Source organism: Paenibacillus sp. FSL H8-0332 (assembly GCF_037963835.1).
In the GTDB taxonomy this organism is placed as follows: domain Bacteria; phylum Bacillota; class Bacilli; order Paenibacillales; family Paenibacillaceae; genus Paenibacillus_AQ; species Paenibacillus_AQ rhizoplanae.
This window is the reverse complement of sequence record NZ_CP150145.1, coordinates 5,269,081-5,292,116: the sequence shown is the minus strand read 5'-3', so window position 1 is coordinate 5,292,116 and position 23,036 is coordinate 5,269,081. Positions and strand designations below refer to the sequence as shown.

General features: G+C 53.6%; 22 protein-coding genes and 1 other RNA gene. 19 read left to right on the top strand and 4 right to left on the bottom strand.

Translation table 11 applies throughout. The annotated features are described in order from the left end of the window. Window positions 1-34 precede the first annotated feature (34 nt). From rpoD to rnpB, 5 genes are all read left to right on the top strand, one after another. A complete protein-coding gene (rpoD, locus tag NST43_RS22875) occupies window positions 35-1,168 on the top strand; it encodes an RNA polymerase sigma factor RpoD (RefSeq protein ID WP_036690273.1) in 1,134 nt (377 codons plus the stop codon). Window positions 1,169-1,301: 133 nt separating this feature from the next. Continuing rightward, complete coding sequence (locus tag NST43_RS22870; RefSeq protein WP_339219581.1) at window positions 1,302-2,126, top strand: hypothetical protein; 825 nt, start codon at window positions 1,302-1,304, stop codon at window positions 2,124-2,126. Then, window positions 2,123-2,902, top strand: a complete 780-nt coding sequence (locus tag NST43_RS22865; RefSeq protein ID WP_339219579.1) for a class I SAM-dependent methyltransferase — start codon at window positions 2,123-2,125, stop codon at window positions 2,900-2,902. The genes NST43_RS22870 and NST43_RS22865 overlap by 4 nt, the downstream gene beginning before the upstream one ends. Continuing rightward, on the top strand, window positions 2,878-3,993 hold the full coding sequence (locus NST43_RS22860) for a Nif3-like dinuclear metal center hexameric protein (RefSeq protein ID WP_339219577.1): 1,116 nt from the start codon (window positions 2,878-2,880) through the stop codon (window positions 3,991-3,993). Before NST43_RS22865 ends, NST43_RS22860 begins: the two co-directional genes overlap by 25 nt. 78 nt (window positions 3,994-4,071) lie before the next feature. Next, window positions 4,072-4,489, top strand: an RNA gene (rnpB, locus tag NST43_RS22855) — RNase P RNA component class A. Window positions 4,490-4,615: 126 nt separating this feature from the next. Here rnpB and NST43_RS22850 read toward each other — a convergent pair. Beyond that, window positions 4,616-5,830 (bottom strand): PLP-dependent aminotransferase family protein, encoded by a 1,215-nt coding sequence (locus tag NST43_RS22850; RefSeq protein WP_339219576.1) that lies wholly within the window; start codon window positions 5,828-5,830, stop codon window positions 4,616-4,618. 96 nt (window positions 5,831-5,926) lie between these two features. Between NST43_RS22850 and NST43_RS22845 the strand changes: the two genes are divergently transcribed. Beyond that, complete coding sequence (locus NST43_RS22845; RefSeq protein ID WP_339219574.1) at window positions 5,927-7,360, top strand: PLP-dependent aminotransferase family protein; 1,434 nt, start codon at window positions 5,927-5,929, stop codon at window positions 7,358-7,360. A gap of 17 nt (window positions 7,361-7,377) precedes the next feature. Here NST43_RS22845 and NST43_RS22840 read toward each other — a convergent pair whose 3' ends face one another. Then, on the bottom strand, window positions 7,378-9,246 hold the full coding sequence (locus tag NST43_RS22840) for a S8 family peptidase (RefSeq protein ID WP_339219572.1): 1,869 nt from the start codon (window positions 9,244-9,246) through the stop codon (window positions 7,378-7,380). Between the two features lie 289 nt (window positions 9,247-9,535). Here NST43_RS22840 and NST43_RS22835 point away from each other — a divergent pair, with 289 nt between their 5' ends. The 6 genes from NST43_RS22835 (at window position 9,536) to thiI (ending at window position 14,269) form a co-directional block, all read left to right on the top strand. Beyond that, window positions 9,536-10,033: a YpuI family protein gene (locus tag NST43_RS22835; protein ID WP_209987901.1), complete on the top strand. Its 498-nt coding sequence runs from the start codon at window positions 9,536-9,538 to the stop codon at window positions 10,031-10,033. A gap of 150 nt (window positions 10,034-10,183) precedes the next feature. Next, window positions 10,184-10,408: a DUF1540 domain-containing protein gene (locus NST43_RS22830; protein WP_339225510.1), complete on the top strand. Its 225-nt coding sequence runs from the start codon at window positions 10,184-10,186 to the stop codon at window positions 10,406-10,408. 13 nt (window positions 10,409-10,421) lie between these two features. Beyond that, a complete protein-coding gene (locus tag NST43_RS22825) occupies window positions 10,422-10,832 on the top strand; it encodes a hypothetical protein (protein WP_339219571.1) in 411 nt (136 codons plus the stop codon). Window positions 10,833-10,986: 154 nt separating this feature from the next. After that, complete coding sequence (locus tag NST43_RS22820; RefSeq protein ID WP_339219569.1) at window positions 10,987-11,697, top strand: lytic transglycosylase domain-containing protein; 711 nt, start codon at window positions 10,987-10,989, stop codon at window positions 11,695-11,697. A 115-nt stretch (window positions 11,698-11,812) separates the two neighbouring features. Further along, entirely contained in the window at window positions 11,813-12,964 is a 1,152-nt protein-coding gene (locus NST43_RS22815; protein WP_339219568.1) for a cysteine desulfurase family protein, read from the top strand. Window positions 12,965-13,027: 63 nt separating this feature from the next. Then, window positions 13,028-14,269 carry a tRNA uracil 4-sulfurtransferase ThiI gene (gene thiI, locus NST43_RS22810; protein WP_339225509.1) on the top strand — a complete coding sequence of 414 codons (1,242 nt, stop codon included), beginning with the start codon at window positions 13,028-13,030 and terminating at the stop codon, window positions 14,267-14,269. Here thiI and NST43_RS22805 read toward each other — a convergent pair. After that, window positions 14,251-14,940 carry a TerC family protein gene (locus NST43_RS22805; protein WP_339219566.1) on the bottom strand — a complete coding sequence of 230 codons (690 nt, stop codon included), beginning with the start codon at window positions 14,938-14,940 and terminating at the stop codon, window positions 14,251-14,253. The two genes, thiI and NST43_RS22805, sit on opposite strands and share 19 nt — an antisense overlap. Window positions 14,941-15,122: 182 nt before the next feature. Here NST43_RS22805 and NST43_RS22800 point away from each other — a divergent pair, with 182 nt between their 5' ends. The 6 genes from NST43_RS22800 (at window position 15,123) to NST43_RS22775 (ending at window position 20,770) form a co-directional block, all read left to right on the top strand. Continuing rightward, window positions 15,123-15,782 carry a TerC family protein gene (locus tag NST43_RS22800; RefSeq protein WP_209987918.1) on the top strand — a complete coding sequence of 220 codons (660 nt, stop codon included), beginning with the start codon at window positions 15,123-15,125 and terminating at the stop codon, window positions 15,780-15,782. 213 nt (window positions 15,783-15,995) lie between these two features. Further along, window positions 15,996-16,508, top strand: coding sequence for a hypothetical protein (locus tag NST43_RS22795; RefSeq protein WP_339219563.1), 513 nt, complete (start codon window positions 15,996-15,998; stop codon window positions 16,506-16,508). A 221-nt stretch (window positions 16,509-16,729) separates the two neighbouring features. Then, the gene (typA, locus tag NST43_RS22790) at window positions 16,730-18,574 is read left to right on the top strand and encodes a translational GTPase TypA (protein WP_209987924.1); all 1,845 of its coding nucleotides are present in this window, start codon (window positions 16,730-16,732) and stop codon (window positions 18,572-18,574) included. Window positions 18,575-18,729: 155 nt separating this feature from the next. Next, window positions 18,730-19,026 carry a YlaH-like family protein gene (locus NST43_RS22785; protein ID WP_209987927.1) on the top strand — a complete coding sequence of 99 codons (297 nt, stop codon included), beginning with the start codon at window positions 18,730-18,732 and terminating at the stop codon, window positions 19,024-19,026. Window positions 19,027-19,113: 87 nt separating this feature from the next. Further along, window positions 19,114-20,217 (top strand): LCP family protein, encoded by a 1,104-nt coding sequence (locus NST43_RS22780; RefSeq protein WP_339219560.1) that lies wholly within the window; start codon window positions 19,114-19,116, stop codon window positions 20,215-20,217. Window positions 20,218-20,317: 100 nt separating this feature from the next. After that, window positions 20,318-20,770, top strand: coding sequence for a pyridoxamine 5'-phosphate oxidase family protein (locus NST43_RS22775; RefSeq protein WP_036690242.1), 453 nt, complete (start codon window positions 20,318-20,320; stop codon window positions 20,768-20,770). 32 nt (window positions 20,771-20,802) lie between these two features. Here the strand turns inward: NST43_RS22775 and NST43_RS22770 are convergent, their stop codons facing one another. Continuing rightward, entirely contained in the window at window positions 20,803-21,378 is a 576-nt protein-coding gene (locus NST43_RS22770) for a YhcN/YlaJ family sporulation lipoprotein (protein WP_209987933.1), read from the bottom strand. A gap of 106 nt (window positions 21,379-21,484) precedes the next feature. Here NST43_RS22770 and NST43_RS22765 point away from each other — a divergent pair, with 106 nt between their 5' ends. Beyond that, window positions 21,485-22,816: a PhoH family protein gene (locus NST43_RS22765; protein WP_036724299.1), complete on the top strand. Its 1,332-nt coding sequence runs from the start codon at window positions 21,485-21,487 to the stop codon at window positions 22,814-22,816. The last annotated feature ends 220 nt before the right edge of the window (window positions 22,817-23,036 follow it).

Here is a 23,036-nt window from a genome sequence, read left to right as displayed (position 1 = left end):
GACAGGATGTACCTAGGGAGGAGGGAGTCGAATTATGGCGAACGATCAGCACACTGAACTGGAAGCGGAATTTACTCTGGATCAGGTTAAGGACCAGCTTATTGATCACGGGAAGAAAAGATCATCACTTAATTACAAAGATATCATGGAGAAATTGTCGCCATTCGATCAAGATCCCGAGCAGATGGAGGAATTCTACGAACAGCTGAGCGATCTGGGGATCGAGGTTGTCAATGAGAACGATGAAGAGGTGAACAGCCTCCGTCCAAGCGAGGATAATGAGGACAAAGAGGGAGACGACTTCAGCTTCGATGATGATCTGTCACTGCCTCCGGGTATCAAGATCAACGACCCTGTCCGGATGTATCTGAAGGAAATCGGCCGTGTGCCGCTGTTATCGGCTGACGATGAAGTCGAACTGGCGATGCGGATCAAGAATGGTGATGAGGAAGCGAAGCGGAGACTGGCGGAAGCGAACCTGCGGCTCGTGGTCAGTATCGCCAAGCGTTATGTCGGACGCGGCATGCTGTTCCTGGATCTGATTCAGGAAGGCAACATGGGTCTGATCAAGGCAGTTGAGAAGTTTGACCATAACAAAGGCTTCAAATTCAGTACCTATGCGACCTGGTGGATTCGTCAGGCGATTACGCGTGCGATTGCCGATCAGGCGCGGACGATCCGTATTCCGGTGCATATGGTCGAAACCATCAACAAGCTAATCCGGGTCTCCCGTCAATTGCTGCAGGAGCTGGGACGCGAGCCATCGCCGGAAGAGATTGCAGCCGAGATGGAGCTTACAGTTGAGAAGGTTAGAGAGATCATGAAGATTGCCCAGGAGCCGGTATCTTTGGAGACACCGATCGGTGAGGAAGATGATTCGCATCTGGGAGATTTCATTGAGGATCAGGAGGCGCTGGCGCCTGCGGATGCAGCAGCGTATGAGCTGCTGAAGGAACAGCTGGAGGATGTGCTGGACACGCTGACTGAGCGTGAAGAGAATGTGCTTCGCCTGCGTTTCGGACTGGATGACGGACGGACGAGAACCCTTGAGGAAGTGGGCAAGGTGTTCGGCGTAACCCGCGAGCGGATTCGCCAGATCGAAGCCAAAGCGCTTCGCAAGCTGCGTCACCCTAGCCGGAGCAAGCGGCTGAAGGATTTCCTCGAATAGACCTTACAACCGGACCTTCTGCTGCACGGTGGCAGGAGGTCCTCTTCTGTTGTTAAGGGATCAATGCTGAAGCCCCGCTGTGTGCGGGCGCTTGAAATAGAGTGAAGGCAAGTTCTGGAAAGAGGGATGCCGGTTGAACCTGGAGAAACGTGATACTATATTAAGAGAAATTCAATATTGGAGAAGAAGCAAGCTTCTGCCTGAGCAATACTGTGACTTCCTGACCAACCTGTATGATGATCAGGCAGAGGTGGAAGACAGCAACCCGGTATCCTTACGGAATCTCCAGCAGGGAAGCATCAAAATTTGGCTGTTTGGTTTTGGAATTATTTCCTTGATTTTCTTGATTAGTCTTTATTTTAGCGTTTTTCCCTGGCCTTTGCAACTTGCTACAGCGCTCAGTGTCCTAATTATTTGTTATGGGTATTCGGCGATTTACCTGAACCGCAACAAGATGATCAGCCTGATGCTGGCGGGAGTTGGCAGCATTTTAACGCTGGGATTCGGACTGTGGCTGATTGAGCTGCATAAGCTGGATGCCGATTTTTGGATACCGCTGCTGATTGCGGCCTGCGGGCTGCTGTGGTGTGTGCTTGGTTTTTTTCTGCGCATCGGACTGCTTCATTTCTGCGGATATGCCTTCTGGGCTCTGCTCTATGCGGGATTCTTCGGGAATGTCCGGCCGGACGCCTCTCTGCTGGAGCTGGAGCTGCTCTGGCTTCCGCTGTGTGTGCTTATGATCTGGATGAGCTGGTTGATGTATCACAAGGTTAGCGGGGTCTCAGGGGTGTACCTGGGGGCGGGCGTTGCCCTCTGGCTGATGCCGGAGGTGGATGCGCTATGGCTCAGAGCGGGATTCCCGGAATGGACCTCGCTTGTATTAATACTGAAGATTGCAGTGGGCCTTGCGCTGCTGTTCCTCTTCAGAAAAAAATGGATAACGTGGGTGGCCTCATGAACAATGTAAAATTATCAGACCGGCTTCAGCTGCTGCTGGAGCAGGTACCCTCAGGCAGCAGACTTGCCGATATCGGCTCAGATCATGCCCTGCTGCCTGTTGCCGCTGTGAAGAGCGGCCGTGTGCCTTCGGCTATTGCCGGAGAAGTAAATCCGGGACCCTATGACGCGGCGCTTCGTGGTGTTGCGGAAGCAGGACTTGGTGCAAAGATCGCTGTACGGCGCGGAGACGGGCTGGAGGTGCTGGAGCCGGGGGAAGCGGACTGCATTACCATTGCTGGCATGGGCGGCTCGCTGATCGCGGCCATTCTGGAACGCGGGCAGAAGCTCGGCAAGCTGGCCGGAGTGAAGACGCTCGCGCTACAGCCCAATGTAGGCGAGGATAATCTGCGCCGCTGGCTGCTGCGGAGCGGCTGGGTGCTGGTCTCGGAGCATATTTTGGAGGAAGACGGCAAAATCTATGAGATCCTGACCGCTGTCCCTGAGGGCGCTGAAGCGGCGGGGACGAATGAAGAGCTGTACAGCGAGCGCCTACTTGCCGGAGGCAATGTTGCCCTTGATCAGGCGCTGCTGCTGGAGATGGGCCCGCTGCTGCTGCAAGCGCCGAATGAAGTGTTCGCCGCCAAATGGCGGGGTGAAATCTCCAAGCTGGAGAGCATTCTGGCCTCGCTAGCACGTTCGGAGCTGGAGGCGGCTGAGGAGAAGCGCAGCAGAATCAAGCTTCAGATTAAACGGATTGCGGAGGTGCTGGAATGTTTGCCAAAGGACAGACCGTAATTGGATATATGGAGCAGCTTGCCCCAAAGCATCTGGCTGAGGAATGGGATAATGTCGGGCTTCAGGTCGGCAGTCTCCAGAAGGAGATCACCGGGGTGCTGGTGGCGCTGGATGTCAATGAGAGCATTGTGGACGAAGCGATTGCCAAGGGCTGTAATCTGATTATTGCCCACCATGCGGTGATTTTCCGGCCGATCAAAGGGATTCTGACGGATACCCCGGCGGGACGCTTATATGAGAAGCTGATCAAAAACGATATTGCCGTGTACATCAGCCATACGAATCTGGATGTGGCCGAAGGCGGAATGAATGACTGGATGGCGGAAGCGCTCGGCATTGAGAATGGCGCACCGATTAAGGATATTCATACAGAGCAATTGTCCAAGCTCGTTGTATTTGTGCCGAAGGATCATCATCAGAAGGTGCTGGATGCTATCCTGAACGCCGGAGCGGGCTGGATCGGCAATTACAGCCATTGCAGCTTCAATGTCGAAGGCTATGGCACCTTCATTCCGCAGGAGGGCACGGACCCGTATATCGGCACGCCAGGCAAGCTGGAGCGGGCTGAAGAGGTCCGTATCGAGACGATTGTGCCGCATACGATCCGTAACAAGGTGGTACAGGCCATGCTGAAGGCTCATCCGTATGAAGAGGTGGCTTATGATCTGTATTCCATGGACCTCAAAGGCCGCAGCCTTGGACTTGGAAGAGTGGGGAAGCTGAAGGAGCAGGCGACGCTTGGTGAGTTCATCGATACGGTCAAACGCGGGCTGGATGTGGAGAGCGTGCGGGTAGTTGGAGATCTGGACCGTCCAATCCGCAAGGCAGCAGTCATGGGCGGGTCCGGTGCCAAGTACTACAGTAGCGCTATCTTCAAGGGAGCGGATGTGCTGGTGACCGGCGATATCGATTACCATACCGCACAGGATGCGCACCTCGCGGGAATCGTCCTGATCGATCCGGGCCATAATGCGGAGAAGATCATGAAGGTGAAGGTAGCGGAGTTTCTGGCCGGCAAGCTGACGGAGCATAAGTATAGCACAGGGGTACATGCTTCTGCGCTGAATACCGAGCCTTTTCATTTCATGTAACTGTATTTCATGGAGGCTGTAATTATTTACACTTGTGCGGGCTTATGCATATCTGTATAATATACAATGTTGTTTCGGAAAGTTTGACAGACAATCGCCGGTATGCGTGAGAGCGCATGCGGGAGGAAAGTCCGGGCTCCACAAGGCAGGGTGCTGGATAACGTCCAGTCGGCGCGAGCTGAAGGATAGTGCCACAGAAATGGACCGCCGATGGCCGCTTTCGGGCGGCACAGGCAAGGATGGAACCGAGGTGTAAGAGACCCCGAGGAACGCTGGTGACTTCGTTCCTGGTAAACCCCATCTGGAGCAAGACCTAATGAGACGCAGCAGCTTCCCTAACCGGAAGCCGCAGCCTTCGCCTGAGGCGTGTCTAGGTTGGTCGCTGGAGCTGTGCAGTAATGTATGGCCTAGATAGATGATTGTCGCTTATGGTGGGAGGGTAGTTCCCGTCTGAACCACAACGAGCACAGAACCCGGCTTACGGCAAACTTTCCTAACTGACAACTTTAATAAGACATTACAGTAATCACAATTTCTGAATAATAAGACGGCGGCCTCCTGATGGGGGCCGCCTTTTTGTGTGCGAGAACTTGGATGCGCCAATGGTTAAGAGCAAACTGAATTATAGCGGCAGCAAACGCTCCTCATACCGGGACAGTGCGGTGGTCAAGCGCTGCACTGCAAGCGGCAGCAGCTCCGGCCGGGTATGAGTGAAATTCAGGCGCATCGTGTTCTTCATGGGCTGCTCCGAATAGAAGACTTCGCCCGGAACGAAGGCAACCCCTTGCTCCACAGCCAGCGGCAGCAGCTCTGCGGTATGAATCCGGGCAGGCAGGCTCAGCCACAAGAACATGCCGCCGCGCGGCTCCAGGAAGGATGTATCCTGCCAGCTCTGCGAAGCCAGCTCTGCCGAGAGCAGCTTCATCCGTGACTTGTATTCCCGGGAGACCAGCCGGATATGGGCTTCGAGGTCGAACGTGAGCAGCAGCTCATGCAGGGCGCGCTGATCGATGGTGCTGGAGTGCAAATCGGCGGCTTGCTTGGCTCTGGCGATCATTTTGACCAGCCCGGCGGGGCCAATGATCCAGCCTGTCCGCAGTCCCGGAGCTACGATCTTGGAGAAAGTACCTGTATAGACCACGCAGGTATCCCCGCCCAGATTCCTGTCGATGGCTGCGAGGGTAGGCGGATAGGCTTCCGGTGATTCATCGAACGTAATCTCTCCGTATGGATTATCCTCCAGCATCAGCACGCCGTATCTCCGGCATAGCTCCACCACTTGTTCACGGCGTGCCCTGCTCCAGGTTGCGCCTGAAGGGTTATTGAAAGTGGGCACGGCATAGAGGAGCTTAGGGCGGTGTACGCGAAGCTGCTCTTCGAGATGCTCCGGCAGCAGCCCTTCCTCATCGCTCTTAACAACCTGGATGTCTGCACGGTAAGAACCCAGTACCTGCAAGGCGGCCAGATAGGTCGGTGCCTCCACAAGTACGGTGTCACCCGGATCAAGCAGAATTCTACAGAGCAGATCTATGGCCTGCTGGGAGCCGGTAGTGAGGATCATTTCCTCGGAGGAGACAGGGATGCCCTGTTGCCCCAGTCTGGCGGCAATCTGTTCACGCAGCGGAAGATAGCCTTCTGTCAGTCCGTATTGCAGCGCAGAAGGATCTCCAGTCAGTACGCGGCTGTAGGCCTCCCGGATCGCCTCTGCCGGAAACAGCTCTTCTGCAGGCAGTCCTCCGGCAAGCGAAATGATGTCCTTGCCCTGTGTGATCTTAAGGATATCGCGGACTGCGGAGGACCCCAGATGGTTCGTCATGTCCGCATAGTTGATCTTCATATTCATGCTCCCTGCTATTCTGAATTTTGTAGTATCATAACGGTATAGCGGTATAACAGTAAAACGGTAAATATAACAGTTGGGAGGAGGCGGGCCATGCATATTGATTTACTCCGCAGCGGCGACAAATCGCTGCCCCGGCAGATCAGTGAGACGATCGCGCAGCGGATCACCTCGGGGCTGCTCCAGCCGGGTACGCGGCTGCCGTCCGTTAGAGGTCTGTCATCCTCCTTGAAGGTGAGCCAGGTAACGGTAAGCAAGGCCTATGCTGACCTGGAGCAGCGCGGACATATTCTGTGCAGCCAGGGTAAGGGCTGCTATGTGGCAGAGCGGGACCGGAGCAGGCAAGGGGCAGAGGCAAGGTGGCAGGACGGTTATGATGACTATCTGCCACGGGCCCAGCTATGGCGTAACTTCGATTATTCTGAGGTGGACTATCCCTTTCATCTGGCGTCCATTCACAGCAGCCTGCTTCCACTGGGGCCGATTGGCACGACCATGGCTGTACTTGTGAAGGAGCAGCCTGAGCTGATGGCTACCTATGGTAATTTTCAGGGGGACCCGGAGCTGCGTGAGGTGATGCGCAGGCACCTGCAGAGCCGGGGAATCGCACTGGGCGCCGGTGATTTGATGATCACGAGCGGCGCCCAGCAGGGGATCGATCTGGTCGCCCGGACCTTTGTCGGTCCGGGGGATACGGTGTATCTGGAGGCGCCCAGCTATACGGGGGCGATTGATGTTTTTGCCGGGCGGGGGGCTGAGATGATCTTCGTGCCGATGGACGGGGACGGTATGCGGGTGGACCTGCTTACAGCGATGTGTGACCGGAGGCCGCCCAAGCTCATCTATACCAATCCGACCTTCCAGAATCCGAGCGGGGTCACAATGAGCATGCCAAGAAGACAGCGTCTGCTGGAGCTTGCCCGCAGCTACCGCTGTCTCATAGTGGAGGATGATCCGTTCAGTGACCTGTACTTCCATCAGCCGCCCCCGGCATCCATTAAATCGCTGGATACCGCCGGGCATGTAGTCTACATGAAGAGCTTCAGCAAAGTCCTTGCACCCGGCTGCCGGATCGCCTGTGTCGCCGCTGAGGGCAATATCCTCTCCCGGCTGATCGCCGCCAAGTCGGCCAGTGATCTGGGCAGTCCGCTGCTGACCCAGCGGGCTGTGCTGCCCTTTATTGAGCGACAGTATGACGAGTATGCAGCGAAGCTGCGGTGGGCGCTGCGTGTCCGCCAGGAGGCGGCAGCGAGACTGCTGAAGCAGTATGCTCCAGCCGGGGTAACCTGGCAGCTGCCGGAGGGCGGGCTGAATCTGTGGCTGCAGCTGCCGGAATCCCCCGGAATTGAGGAGCTGCACGCTCTGGCCGAGCGGGAAGGGATCTCCTTCCTGCCGGGCGATGTCTGCTATGCCGGAGATATGCCTTCCAGGCATATCCGCATAAGCTATTCACAGCTGACGCAGGATGGGATGGAGCGCGGACTCCGCCAGTTCCTGCTGCTGCTGGGACGGCATTTGTGCTCCTAGCAGCTAACGTGCGCAGCTTATTGTATAGAATCGAGCTGTTTGCCGACCTGCTGCGGGAACAGCTGGAGCGGAACCTGGCCTCCTCCTGCCGCCTGCAGGGTACGGTAGATATCCACCTGGCCCCAGCCGTAATACTTATCATGGCCGGTGGTGCCCAGATCGATGGCACTAGAGGTCAAGAGCGCGGTGACTTCCTTGTTCGTCAGCGCAGGGTTCAGGGAGCGTACCAGTCCGGCCAGTGCTGCCACATGGGGGCTGGCCATTGAGGTGCCGGATAACGCAGCATACTGATTATCGGGATAGGTGCTGGCAATGCTCTCCCCGGGTGCAGCCACATCGATGTAGTCCCCGTAATTGGAGAAGGAAGCACGCTCTCCCGCCGCATTCGTTGCGGCGACTGCAATCACTTCTTCATAGGCTGCCGGATATCCCGGCCGCTCCGTATTGTCATTGCCGGAGGCGGAGACAATCACCACATCCCGGTCATAGGCATATTTAATCGCATCATGCAGGAACTGCGAGTCGGCGTAATTGCCCAGGCTGAGATTAATCACCTTGGCCCCCTGATCTGCCGCCCAGATAATGCCTTCGGCCACCGAATAGGTGGTGCCCGCCCCGGAATTATCCAGTGCTTTTACCGGAAGGATCTTGTTGTACCAGCTGATACCGGCTACCCCTTCCTCATTATTGGTTAACGCTCCGATGATGCCGGCCACATGAGTGCCATGTCCGACATCGTCATCCGGCGTGCTGCCGCTGGTAATCGCATTGTAGCCCTTGAGCAGCTGGCCCTTCAGATCCGGGTGATTCGCTTGAACACCGGTATCCACAACGGCGATTATGACCTCCTTGCTGCCCCTGGACAGATTCCAGCCCTGCGGGGTTTCAATCGCCGGCAGATTCCACTGATAAGTCGAGAAGAGCAGGTCGTTGGGGGTAATGACATTCGCTCCTGTATTTTCGCTGACCGCATCATTGGTTAAATACATATAGTGAGGCTCTGCGTACAGCGGGTGCCACTTTTTGGCGAAGTAAGTCTTAAGCTGGGAGTAACTCATCTTGTCTGACCGGAAAATATAAGCATACCCCAGCTTGCGCGGCTCCTTGCAACGGATATCGGCGGCGATGGTCTGAAGCTGTGCCGCCGTGGGATGCCCATTCGGGAAGCGGACGACAATCTCATTCTCGTAGTAATGGCTGGCGTTCTCATTGTCATGTCCGGTCTTGACCGTAATGTCCTTTAAGGTATCGGCGTGGACGGATTCTATCCGGTACTTGCCTTCCTTCGGGTACGGAATAAGTCGCAGATTCTTGAGCTGATGCAGTGCTACTCGGTCCAGAATCTTCTGGTTAATCAGAGCGATGACAGCGATTTGGCCCTCCCGGTTACGCTGGGCTACGAAATAATACTTTTTGCCGCCGATGATGAACGAAGGAGATTCATAGGATTGGTGGCCTTTGATCGCTGATTTGGCTGTATTCAAATAGTGAAGCAGCTGCTTGTTCTCCTGATCGGTTCCTTCGGGCAGGGAAGATTTATAGGTGGTCGTCTTGCGGGTGCGGAAATCAACCAGCATCAGCAGGGTAATATGCCCGTGTCCTTGCTGAAGGCTATTGGCATATGCTGAGATATCTTCAGGCGAAGCGTGATGCATATCGGCCAGCAGGGTGCTCAGATGTCTGTTTACATCGATGCGGTTCAGCTTGTCCGTGGCCGTTACATCCTGCACAAGGGTGGTTTTCTTGATCGCTTTTTCCTGAGAGGGATCAGGCACAGATGCTTGTCTGAGGGTACCGCCTGCTTCCGGCCGCAGGGCAAAGGTGAGCAGCAGCACGGTCAGCGCAGCAGTGAATATACCGGCGACGGTTAAATTTTTACGGGACATGATTTCCGCTCCTTCTTGGTTTCGTATACCGGTTAGGGTTAGAAGGGGGAGCCGGATTTATGCATGGCAGAAAAGGATACCGCCGTCCTTGGTTTTATGTTAATATCAGAAAGTAAGCGCCTTCGGGGCTTGTACCGTTCTTTACAGCAGCAGGATTCTTCTCCGGTATCAGTACGGTGGAGGCTTAGGAGATTTTGTGATACTATCAAGAGAGAAGTACAACCAACTGCAATGTCCAAGTGTCATTAACAACTACTAATGCAAGGAACAATAAGGGGGAGCAACCGCCATGTCAGCAGCCAATGTGCAGAAATTGTGTGAATCGACGAGAGAGAAGCTTAAATCCGTTATCGAAAAAATGGAACTGTTCCTGAATGAGCATGCACTGCCGCAGCTTGTTACCGAAGAGGATGAAGAAACACTGCATTTCTATCGGGGGTTTTTGTCCGATCTCCGCCATCTGCTGGTGTTCTCGGAAATGTCTAATGAGAAGCTTGGGCTTGCACTGCGCCGCGCTACCTTCGATGAACCTTTCGCGCAAAAAGCGCTATATAATGTATATCATCTCGGAGTCAATAACTTCTTCTATCCCAAGAATGAGAGTTATTCGGAGGATGGACGTTACGCCTATACCGGGCAGGATGCGATCCGTTTCCGTAAGAAGCCTGTCCGTCCGGCACGCGACATCATTATGGAGATCACCAAGGTCTTTGAGGAACTGCGTGATGATCTGACTTATTATGAGAATGATTATTTGACGGAGAAGCGGATGCAGAATCAGGTGTAATCCAATGTCCGGTCTTTAATCTAATTTCTGCAAAAGGCTGTCCCAACTGCCGATATGGCTGCTTGGGGCGGTCTTTTTGTTATTTTCAGGTGAGCGGCTCTGAGCCGCATAGCCGATTTCACAGCGGGCATAATACATGGCGAGGTGATCATTATGACAAACGCCAAACCGCTTGTGAAATGCAGTGTGAGCAACTGTCATTTTTGGGGAGAACAAAACCTGTGCCGTGCCGAGGAAATTGTCATTGAGATCGATCAGCATGCAGGCAGCCGTTACATGGAGGAATACGCAGAAGAGCTAACGGCCAATAATCATCATGACCATGCCGGAACCTCATCCGCAACCTGTTGTCTGACGTTCAAGCCGAACGCCTGAGAAGGAGGCCCTTATGGATAATTCGAAAGATGAACCCAAAGTGGACCGTTCCGCCCGCAGAAAGGTTATTTTGCGCCCGCGCAGCAGAGTCGATTATCCCCGCCGGGACAGAAGCCACAATGAGGAGTATGCGGCTGAGCTCAGTCCGCTCCCATCGCAGCTCCAGAGTACTGTGGGACGGAGTGACGAGGCTCAGCGGACAACGGGCGGCGTGAGCGAGGGAGAGGACCGGAGAGTCGGCTATATCGGCCTGGGCTTCGGTGTTGTTTCCCTATTCATCTGGTCCATTATATTGGGGCCGATTGCCGCTGTTTTGGGGTATTATGCGTATGTCAGAGGACAAAAATCAGCCGGGGCCTGGTCGATGGGGCTGGGGATCGTATCCACCTTAAGTTATTTTATCTTAATTCCATTTGCCCGTTAGAGCAGGCTGAACCCGCACATCGGATTTCAAAACAGGCTATCAGACCTAACTATGCAGGTCTGAAGTCTGTTTTTTCGCTTAGGCATATAGTATTTGCTGTGAATAAATAGTAAAGTTCAAATATAAGACTTAGCGTGAAAGAAGGAATGGAAGCATGTCAATCAATGCCGCTACTCCAAGCGGCCAGTTGAAATGGGTAGACTTAAGAAGCTCAAGCCTGAAACGTGAGGTTGACAAAGCCACCCCTGGAGTTACGGGTTCCTCGGCGGCAGCGTTCACTGCGATGCTTCAGCAGGCGGCCGGAACGTCTCAAGCCACTGACAGCAGCAATAAAAGCACATACGTTGCTCTTGCAGGTACTTCTTCTATGGATAATCTGCTGTGGCAGCAGCTTGGGGAAGCAGCAGAGTCCAATCAAGGCATTTCCGGGGAAATAACGCAGACGGTGCCGACGGATTATGAAGAGCTGATTCAGACCGCCAGCGCGAAATACGGCGTTCCGGTTGATCTGATCAAGGCGGTCATTGATACGGAATCCTCCTTCAATCCCAATGTTGTATCTTCTGCGGGCGCCAAGGGGCTGATGCAGTTAATGGACGGAACAGCGAACGGACTGGGTGTCTCCGACCCCTTCGACCCCGCTCAGAGCATTGACGGCGGCGTACGATACCTCTCTTACCAGCTTAAGCGGTATGACGGACAGGAGAAGATGGCGCTGGCTGCCTATAATGCCGGACCGGGCCGGGTGAATAAGCTTGGAGTCAGCAGCGATGCAGAGCTTATGGCGAACCTCTCCGAGCTTCCGAAGGAGACTCAGGCCTACATTGCCAAAATAGAACGCGCCCGCGCGCAATTCGCGGTATAATATAAAGGATCAAACGGAATCTGCACCCGCCGCTTATGCGGGTGCAGGCCGTTTGATCCTTTTTGCACCATATAAGCAGGGATGAATTCTGATCAACAAAGGAGAACGCCGATATATGCTGTACTGGGATTATGCCGCTGCTGCCCCTCCTTATGAGGAGGTTGTGCAGACGCTGGAGCAGGTGATGAGGAAGCACTTCGCCAACCCTTCTTCCCTGCACCGGGCGGGAGAAGAGGCGGACAAGCTGATTAAGCGTGCGCGAGAGGTGTGCGCAGCGGCGCTTGATGTGTTGCCGCAGGAAATTATTTTTACCTCGGGAGCTACCGAGAGCAACAATCTGGCGGTCAAAGGAGCTGCACTGCAATATCAGAGCAGAGGACGGCATATTGTGACTACGGAGCTGGAGCATCCTTCCGTCTACGAGAGCTGTCTTCAGCTGCAGCAGCTGGGCTGGGAGGTAACCTTCGTAGCACCTGACCCGCAAGGAGTGATTGAACCCTCGCGGATTGCCGCTGCGGTCCGGCCGGATACGGTGCTTGTCAGTGTGATGCATGTGAATAATGAGATTGGCACGGTGCAGCCGCTGCGCGAAATCGGACATCTGGTCAAGGCGGCGAACCGCCGGACCCTGTTCCATGTAGATGGTGTGCAGGGCTACGGGAAGCTTGAGGCTCCACTGAAGGCTTGGCAGGCTGATCTGTACAGCCTGTCCGCGCATAAAATACGTGGTCCGCGCGGGACAGGGATTCTCTATGTTAGAGAAGGGGTTACGGTGTTTCCCTTGCTGACCGGCGGTTCCCAGGAACAGGGCAAGCGCGCCGGAACAGAGAATGTGCCGAATATTGTAGCTTCAGCCAAGGCTATGCGGATGAGCGGGGAACGGCGGGAGGAATTCACCGCCCGGATTCGTCCGCTGAAGGCCCAGCTGGAGGAATATATATCAGGAATTCCTGAGCTTGTACTGAATAGCAGAGAGGACGGGGCACCGCATATTGTCCACTTCTCTTACCCCGGCATGAAGGGGGAGGTTCTGGCCCGCAGGCTGGAGGAGCTCGGGATGGCAGTCGCCACGCGCTCTGCCTGCTCCTCGCGTCTGGCCGAGCCAAGCCGGATTCTGCTGTCCATGGGCAGGGATACCGCTGCTGCGCTTGGCGGCATACGGATCAGCCTCGGCGATAACCACACTGAGCAGGATGTCAGCCAGCTGGAGCAGGCGCTGCTGGCAGCCGTTCAATCTTTGAAGATTGCAGAAGGAGGCATGAAGTAACCAATGACAACAACAGAGACAGGAACAGGTACCGGAGTACCGAATGCCGGATACGGAAGCAGCATGGACTATGCCGATATGCTCCTGCTGCGCTTTGGGGAGTTCATTCTGAAAGGAAAGAACCGCAGCCGGTTCGAGAAGACCGTACTGCGCCATGTGAAGGAGATGGTGAAGCCGTATCCTAACGTGAAGCTGACCCGGGAATTCGGGCGGATCTATGTCGAGCTGAACGGTGAACCGGCAGGCGAATTAACGGATGCGCTCGCAAAAGTGTTCGGAATCGCTTCGATTAGCCCGGTGAAGGTCTCCCGGCCGGAATTCGAGGATATTCTTGCGGCCAGCCGGACCTTCCTCCACCTTATAGCTCCGGCGGCGGGAACCAGCTTCAAGGTTAGCGCGCGCCGGGTGTGGAAGGGCTTCCCTTACGGCTCTATAGAGATGAATAAGCTTATAGCTACACCGCTGCTGCAGGGTTATCCGGGGCTGCTGGTAGATGTGAAGTCTCCCGATCTGGAGCTGAGGATTGAGATTCGCGAAGAGCATACTCTTATTTTCTGTGAGAATATTGCCGGTGTCGGCGGGTTTCCGCTGGGAACTAACGGCAAGGCCATGCTGCTGCTCTCCGGCGGCATCGATAGTCCGGTTGCGGGCTGGTCATCCATGCGCAGGGGGCTGGAGGTAGAGTGTATACACTTTTATAGCTATCCTTATACCAGCGAGCTTGCCCGGCAGAAGGTTGTAGATTTGACGCGCGTCCTGTCGCGTTATGCCGGGGTGATCAAGCTGCACCTGGTTCCGTTCACGGAGGTGCAGACCTCTTTTACCGGGATCGGACAGGACAATCTGATTATTACGCTGATGCGACGGGCCATGCTGCGGATCGCTACCGGTCTTGCTGAGAAGGAGGGGGCGCTTGCGCTGATTACCGGCGACAGTCTGGGCCAGGTGGCCAGCCAGACCTTGCCCAGCATGAATGTGATCGGGCGCGCGACAAGCCTGCCACTGCTGCGTCCGCTGGTGATGATGGACAAGAGTGAGATTGTGGAGCTCTCCCGGAGAATCGGTACGTATGACTTGTCCATCCTCCCTTATGAGGATTGCTGTACACTGTTCGTGCCTAAATCACCGACGACGAATCCGAATATGCGGATTGTAGACAAGATTGAAGCAACGCTGCCCGGCTATCAGGCCTTACTCGATACGGCGGTTGCCGGCACCGAGACCGTACTCATTACACCTTATGGCAATGAGAAACCAGAGGACTTAGTACCGGCGCAGGCAGGCCTTCAGGAAGAGTGGTTCTGAACAGCGAGGTGTGTCCGGCGGCGCTTCCAGTGCCCCGCAGCCAGGATACCGGCAATCACTGCGGCGATGAATACAATGTGAAGCAGCGGATGTGCCTTGAAGTAAGGGGCAATGAGCTTCTCGCTGGCAATCATGGTGGAGGCTGTGAAGCCAAGCACGCCTGAGCCGATATAGATAATCCAAGGGTACCTGTTGATCAACCTGATAAACAGCGTGCTGCCCCAGACTACAATGGGCACACTGATCAGCAGCCCGAGCACAACAAGCGTAATATTATGATTGGCTGCACCGGCAATGGCAATGACATTGTCCAGTCCCATGGCCGCATCGGCTATCACAATCGTCCGCACAGCCGCCCACAGGGTGCCCCCTGCGTGAATATCCGCATCCTCGCTGCTGCCGGACAGCAGCCTGAAGGCTATAAGGATCAGCAGCAGTCCGCCGATTGCAAGTAGCCATGGAATCTTAAGCAGCCATACTACAAGAATGGTGGCGATAATCCGCAGGATGACCGCACCGCCTGTGCCGAGCAGAATCGCTTGCTTCTGCCGGCTTCCCTGCAGATTGCGCGCAGCCAGGCCGATGACAATGGCATTGTCGCCCGCCAGAATAAGATCAAGGAACACGATATTCAGCAGAGATAATATGAAATCCACAGCGGATGTATTCATCCCGGGTCACTCCTATAGGTTTGGTAGCTTGCTCCCCCTCGGCAGGCAGTCAGCCGGAGACTATAGATATACGCAGCAGTCTGGCCTTACATGCGCAGTTTCCAAAATAGCGGGACAAGAAGCATAGCTTGTCGCCCTGAGGCATACATGTAGATACATGGAGTTCAGGGAGGCTGAGGTGGATGGATTCATTATTGCTGCTTGGTGAAATTCTAATGATTAATCTGGTGCTCAGCGGAGACAACGCTATGGTCATTGCAATGGCCAGCAAGAATCTGCCGGAGAAGCACAGGAAGCTGGCCGTCTGGTGGGGCGCCGCCGGAGCGGTCTTGCTGCGCTGTATCCTGACCTTCGCCGCAGTGCTGCTGCTCAAGATTCCCTATATTGAAGCCGGAGGGGCCATGCTGCTGCTCTGGATTTCCTTCAAGCTGCTGCTGGAGGACGAGGATGAGCTTAGAATCGAGGGAAGCCCCAGTGTCTGGAAGTCGGTGCGCACCATATTGCTCGCGGATTTCATCATGAGTCTGGATAATGTGCTGGCGATTGCCGGGCTTGCCAAGGGGGATCTGGCGCTGATCGTGATCGGGATTGCCATCAGCATTCCGATTGTGGTCTGGGGGAGCGGCATTATCGTGGGCTGGCTGCACCGCTTCCCGGTGCTGGTCTTCATCGGCGCCTATATTCTGGCGTATACTGCCGGGAACATGCTGCTGCAGGATGCCAAATTCGGACCGGTGATTTCTTTCCTGCTGCCAACGCTTCATGCTATGCTGCCGATGCTGCTGGGAATTATCGTGGTTGTTACGGGCATGCTGAAGCGCAGGAAAGTATCCGCAGGCTGATAACCGGCAATAATAAGGCTGTACCAAAAGCTGGAAGGCTTTGGTGCAGCCTTATTTCTTTTTCAAGAGAATGCCCTCAGGAGGGTGCGCTGAAGAATGATGGTGTTTTATGCGTTTATCAGATAAAATAAAGGGAAACCTGTCGCCGGATTTGTCTGCTGAAGGGGCAAGGACTGGTGAAAAGACACGAAATTTTGAAGGGATAGGTGAAAGATGTCTTCCAAAAATGACATGAAACTGGGTGTGTTCATCGCCGCCGCCGGCCTTGTGATCCTGCTGGGCAAGCTGGGGGTGTTCGGTTTTCTGGGACGGGCCTTATGGCCGCTCATCATTCTGGTTCCGGGCCTGTTCCTGCATGTGCTCTTTTTCACCCGCCGCGCTTCTGCATCTGTACTCATTCCTGCGGGCATACTATCGGTGTACGGCTTGCTCTTCGGCTTATGCAACACCTGGGGCTGGGACCTCATGAGACACTTATGGCCTGTTCTTCTGCTGGGGATCGCAGTGGGACTGTACGAATATTCGCTGTATGCTTCAGGCAGAACCGGAGGCTTAACCACCGCCGCTGTTATCCTTGGATTGCTTAGCGTAGTGCTGGTTGTATTCACCCTGCTGGGTACTGGGGCACTGTATCTGCTTGGTGCTGTTCTGGTGGCTGCGGGCCTGTGGCTGATGCTGGGAAGAGGCAGACCCGGAAGCCGTAATAAGTGGACCGGAGGCTGGTAAGCCCCCCGCTGAGTCAGTTTTTAGGCAAAAATAGAAAAAATAAGCGGACTTGGTAACGTTTTTTTCAGAAAAAGACTTGCTTTTCATAGTGCTTTCACTATAAAATTAAGGAATGTTGGAGCGTCGGCTTTCTGCCAGGCGCTTCTTTTGTGAGACTGCCGTGACATGCTATAAATTTAAACATTTTTAATTTGATAAATGAGAGGATTTGGATACAAATCATGCATTCAAGAAAAGATATCCGTAACATTGCGATCATTGCCCACGTTGACCATGGTAAAACAACACTCGTCGATCAGCTTCTTCAACAGTCCGGGATTTTCAGCGCGCACGAGCACGTTCAAGAACGTGCTATGGACTCTAACGATATCGAACGGGAACGTGGAATTACAATCCTAGCTAAAAATACAGCAATCACTTATAAAGAGTTCCTGATTAACATCGTAGATACACCTGGACACGCTGACTTCGGCGGCGAAGTAGAACGGATCATGAAGATGGTTGACGGCGTATTGCTCGTTGTTGACGCTTATGAAGGCTGCATGCCGCAAACGAAATTCGTTCTGCGTAAAGCCTTGGAACAAAGACTTACTCCAATCGTTGTCGTTAACAAGATTGACCGTCCGGCTGCTCGTCCGAAGGAAGTTATTGATGAAGTACTTGATTTGTTCATCGAGCTTGAAGCCAGTGATGAGCAATTGGAGTTCCCGGTTGTGTATGCATCAGCTCTTAACGGAACATCAAGCATGGTCCCTGAGAAGCAAGATGAGACAATGCTTTCTCTGTACGAAACCATCGTTGAGCATATCCCGGCTCCAACTGAAAGTGTAGAAGATCCGCTTCAATTCCTAGTGACTTTGATGGATTACAATGAATATTTAGGCCGTATCGCGATTGGCCGTGTTAACCGCGGTGTGATCAAACAGGGTCAGTCAGTAACAGTTATTATGCGTGACGGTAAGAGCAAAACTGCGCGTATTGAGAAGCTGTTTGGCTTCCAAGGTCTAAAACGTATTGAAACAGAATCAGCGGGCGCAGGGGATATTGTTGCTATCGCAGGAATCAAGGACATCAACATTGGTGAGACCATTGCTGATCCGGCAAATCCGGAAGCACTGCCTGTTCTTAAGATTGACGAGCCAACTATGCAAATGACTTTCCTTGTAAATAACAGTCCTTTTGCTGGTAAAGAAGGTAAATGGGTAACTTCCCGTAAGCTTCGTGAGCGTCTGTTCAAAGAACTGGAAACCGATGTGAGCTTGCGTGTGGATGAAACAGACAGTCCTGATGCGTTTATCGTGTCTGGACGCGGCGAGCTTCACCTTGGTATTCTGATCGAGAATATGCGTCGTGAAGGTTATGAAATGCAAGTGTCTAAACCACAAGTAATCATTAAAGACATCGATGGTGTTAGATCTGAGCCGCTTGAGCGCCTCATGATTGACATTCCAGAAGATAGCATGGGTTCAGTTATGGAAAGTCTGGGCAGCCGTAAAGCCGAGATGGTTAACATGATCAACCACGGCACCGGCCAAGTCCGTCTGGAATTCCTGATTCCGGCACGCGGCCTGATCGGCTACAACACACATTTCCTGACGCTGACACGCGGCTACGGTGTAATGAACCATGCCTTCGATAGCTATGCTCCACTGCTTGGCGGCCAAGTTGGCGGACGTCATCAAGGTGTGCTTGTAGCCAGTGAAAGTGGAACAACAACCCAATATGGAATCGTGGGTGTTGAGGATCGTGGTATTCTCTTCCTGGATGCAGGTACTGAAATTTATGAAGGTATGATTGTAGGCGAGCATACTCGTGATAACGATATTATCGTTAACATTTGCAGAGAAAAAGCACTTACCAACATGCGTACCTCCGGCAAAGATGATACTGTAAAAATGAAGACACCACGTACCTTCTCTTTGGAAGGCGCGCTTGAATATTTGAATGATGATGAATATTGTGAAATCACTCCTAAATCTGTACGTCTGCGCAAAAAGATCCTGAATAAGGGCGAGCGCGAGCGTGTAGAGAAGCAGCGTAAGGCGGCGCAAGCCAGTCAAGCGTAAGCGGATGACAATGAAGCCGCCGGATGAATAATCCGGCGGCTTTTATTATTTTACCGGCAAGGGATCTTTCAAATTGCAGGGATTAATAGCAGTACAAAACAGCTGCGGGTGATATAATGTAAGCGTAACTTATTATCCGGGAGGAGTGACGGGCTATGCAAAGCTGGTTCGCTGAGCATCCAGTTATCGCTTATATTGTCATTTTTGTATTACTGACCTATGTGTATAACCAAGTATTTCGCGTCAACCAGAAGCTGCCGATTGGCAAAGAGATCGTGCTCTATCTGATGATGGCGGCAGGCTCGGGTATGCTCCTTATCTTCCAGCACGACAAGCTGCCGATCATCCAGTGCCTGCTGGTAGCGGTCGGACTGATGCTGCTTGTGCGGGTCCGCTACCTGGTGGAGGCCCGGCAGAAGCGGAAGGCTGCAGCGGCTGCAAAACGGCAGTGAGCGCAACTTTTGATGACCGGCTTCGTCTAAGTTATTACGAAGTTATCTACTTCTATTCCAGTTGAATGAAAAGGAACTAAATGGATTATGAATACAAGCAAGGGCAATCTGCCACCCAGAAGGAACGGCCAGCAAGGAAGCACCACCTCTAACCGGCAGCAGCCCAAATCTGCTGCTTCAACCACAACCGCAAAGAAAAAGCCGCGAAAGGCCAAAAAGCGCGGATTCTTCGCCCGGCTGATGAGAGTGCTGCTCGTCATTCTCCTGATCGCCGTGATAGCGGCATTAGGCTACGCAGGGTATTTGTACTGGAAGGTTGACCAGGGAGGATTCGGAGTGGACCAGCCGGTTGCGGCAGGACAATCCGCCTCGGAGAAGCCGCTGACGATGCTGCTGCTCGGTACGGACAACCGTCCGAAGCACCCGTCCAACCTGACAGATGTGATCATGGTCGCGGCCTTGAACCCGGAGACGAAATCGGCAACGGTAATCTCATTGCCCCGCGATACATATGTTGAGCTTAGCGGATACAAGAAGACGAAGATCAATGCTTTTTACTCCCGCTTCAAGAGCAAGGAGAAGACCTCCGGGACTCTGGCTGAGGATGAGATGAAGAAGATGATGAGCAAATATCTGGACATTAAGGTCGATTATACTACCGTGCTGGATTTCCAGGGCTTCCGGGATATTGTCGATGAGTTCGGGGGCGTAGACGTTAATATCAGTGCGAATATGTGTTACACAGACAGTGTGGATGGCACCGATATTAATCTCAAAAAAGGCGAGGCCAAGCTAAACGGAGATAAAGCGCTGGATTATGTGCGTTACCGCAAGTCCAACTGCAAGCCGGCTACGAAGCCTTCGGATGATTTCGAGCGCAACAAGCGCCAAAATGAAGTGCTGACTTCATTGATCTCACAAATGCAGTCGCTGGGCGGGGTCCTCAAAATCGGCCGGGTGCTGGATGCAGTGGATAGTAATCTGGAAAGTGATATTGAGAATGCGCAGATCAAAAGCTTAATCGCTACCTATTGGGATATTTCCAAGGAGAATGTCGAATATGTACCGGTAACCGGAACCTGGCGCAGTCCCTATGTATATATTAACGATAAGGAGCTGGACGCGGCCAAGAAAAGCCTAAAGGACCGGATATCCGGTGCTTCAGCTGCCGTGGTCTCAGGCCAGCCTTGAGCAAGCTTTTGGGTACAATCTGCAAATTGAATGCAAGTTTCGTCCTGTGCTATAATATAATAAATTGAATGCATTCTTGCCGCATAGGGGGCCTGTAACTATGTCAGAAGCCGTTGCTCAGCTCAATGAAACTCTGCTAGCTATGCTGCAATCGGAGACGTTTGTTCTTCTTAACACTGTGGATGCAGAATCCGGCGGTCCTACGTCGACTGCGATCTCCTGGATCTATGCTGTTAGCCCTTCTATCGTCCGCCTTGCTGTGGACCACCGCTCCAGACTGGTGAACAACATGAAGGTTAACCCGAGGGTAACGATTACGGTGTTTGGCGAAGGGACGGTGCATGCCATTAACGGTCATGCTGCGGTTCGGCTGGACCCGTTGCCGGATGTTCCGTTCAAGATGTGCTGTTTTGATATTGAGATTGAAGCAGTCCGCAATGCGCTGTTCTACGGTGCGCACCTGGAATCTGCTCCGAAATATGCGAAGGTATACGATGCACGTGCGGCTGAGAAGCTGGACGGTCAAGTGTTTGCCGCCATGCAAAAAGCCTAGTGTGCTATCACTAGGCTTTTTTTGAAATCAGCTTACCTTGTATTGCCTTGCGGTTCTATATCCTCGGGCAGCTGTGGAATGATCCGGCCGATAATGTCGGCCATCTCGGAGGCGAATCCGGAGACCGGGTTCCCCTTGGCGATATGCTTGCCCATCTCGGCCAGTCTGCTGCTGAGGTCCATGTCGGCAGTAACTAGCACTCTTATACCCTTGGGGTCCTTTCGGATCGCTTCAGCTACCGAATATTTTACGCTTCCCACCCGCGAACGGGTAAGGGCGCCGTCCACATCAATGCCGACCACGGCAACGTTGTTCATAACGACGCAGTGGACGCCTTCCACACCGGGGACTCTTCGCGCTAATTGTTCAAAATGATCCTTAAGTGCAACATCGCTGTCGTGCTTGCCTTCTGAAGGTTGTCCCGAATCCGGGGTAGGCTCCTGTACGGCTGTACCATCTTCCGACAGTGTCCGCACTCCGCGGTTCCCCTGACTGTGTACCGCTTCAGCCGACTGTTTATCCTGAGGAGAGGGTGATGTCTCTTTATTAGCGATACCGCAGCTTGTCAGCAGCAGCAGTACCAGCAACAGACACATTGATTTTCTCATATGTGCGTACTCCTTTCAGCCTGAGAATTAGTGATTTACCTTATCTTGCCCTTGCTGAAAAGAGTTATGTATGATCAATCAAACCAGGCGCTGTGGAGGGGATAACATGAAAAAGATATTCGTACTGGACACTAACGTGCTGTTGCACGACCCCAATTCGATTTTTGCTTTCAAGGCGAATGAGGTGGTCATTCCTGCTGTAGTCCTGGAAGAAATCGACTCCAAGAAGCGTAATGCCGATGAAATCGGCCGCAACGCCCGCACCGTATCGCGTCTGTTAGACGGACTCCGGGAGCTGGGCCACCTGCATAGCGGAGTGGTACTGGACCACGGAGGTACGCTGAAGGTGGAGCTTAACCACCGCAGCTTCGTCAAGGTACAGGAGATGTTCGGCGAAGTCTCGAATGACAACCGGATATTGGCTGTAGCGCTCAATTATCTCCATGAGGAGAACGAGAAGGCTGACCCGAGTCCCGTGGTACTTGTAAGTAAAGATGTTCTCGTCCGCATCAAAGCGGATGTGCTTGGCATAACCCCGGAGGATTATCTGTCCGACCGCACCGGTGATCTGAATGAGCTCTACTCCGGCTGCCAGTCGCTGATGGCCCATCCTTCACTGATTGATGAATATTACAGTCACCGGTTCTTGCCCACGAAGCAGCTGGCGCTTTCCTATCCGCTGTATCCGCATGAATTCGTCATTCTGAAGGATGAGATCGGCAGCGGCAAATCCGCGCTGCTCAAGGTCAACAGCGATGCCTCCCGTCTGGAGCCGCTCTATCTCGGCAACGATGCGGTATGGGGGATCAGCGCCCGGAATGCGCAGCAGCGGATGGCGCTTGAGCTTCTGCTGAATGATGATATTCCGCTGGTGACCATCACAGGCAAGGCAGGAACAGGCAAGACGCTGCTGGCGCTGGCCGCCGGATTGTTCAAGGTAGAGGATGAACACAAATACAAGAAGCTGCTGATTGCCCGCCCGGTCGTACCGATGGGTAAGGATATCGGCTATCTGCCGGGAGAGAAGGATGAGAAGCTCCGTCCATGGATGCAGCCGATTTACGATAACCTGGAATTCTTGTTCGACACCAAGAAGGCAGGGGATATCGATAAAATATTGATGGGGCTGGGAAGTATCCAGGTAGAGGCGCTGACCTATATCCGCGGCCGTTCCATCCCGTCGCAGTTCATTATCATTGATGAGGCGCAGAACCTGTCCCGCCACGAAGTGAAGACGATTGTCTCCCGGGCCGGCGAGGGTAGTAAGGTGATCCTGATGGGTGACCCCGAGCAAATTGACCACCCTTATCTGGATGCGGCGAGCAACGGCCTCAGTTATATTGTTGAGAAGTTCAAGCAACAGGGCATTAGCGGACATATTACACTTGAAAAGGGCGAGCGTTCGCATCTGGCGCAGCTGGCTGCGGATTTGCTATAGCCCTCACAAATGTCTCATGCAGCTGTTTATCACTTCTGCAGTTCACAACTCAGCGGGCAAAGCCGTCATTCAACCGGCAACCAGCCGGTGAGTAAGTACAATCAGAGCCGGGAGAACACCACTCCCGGCTTTTTCCTGCCCGCCCCCGGAAGCGGCGGGAGAGTTTTTGTGCAGTTAAAAGGTGCGATCAGCGGAGGGAGCGGAATTGTTCTGGAGAAGC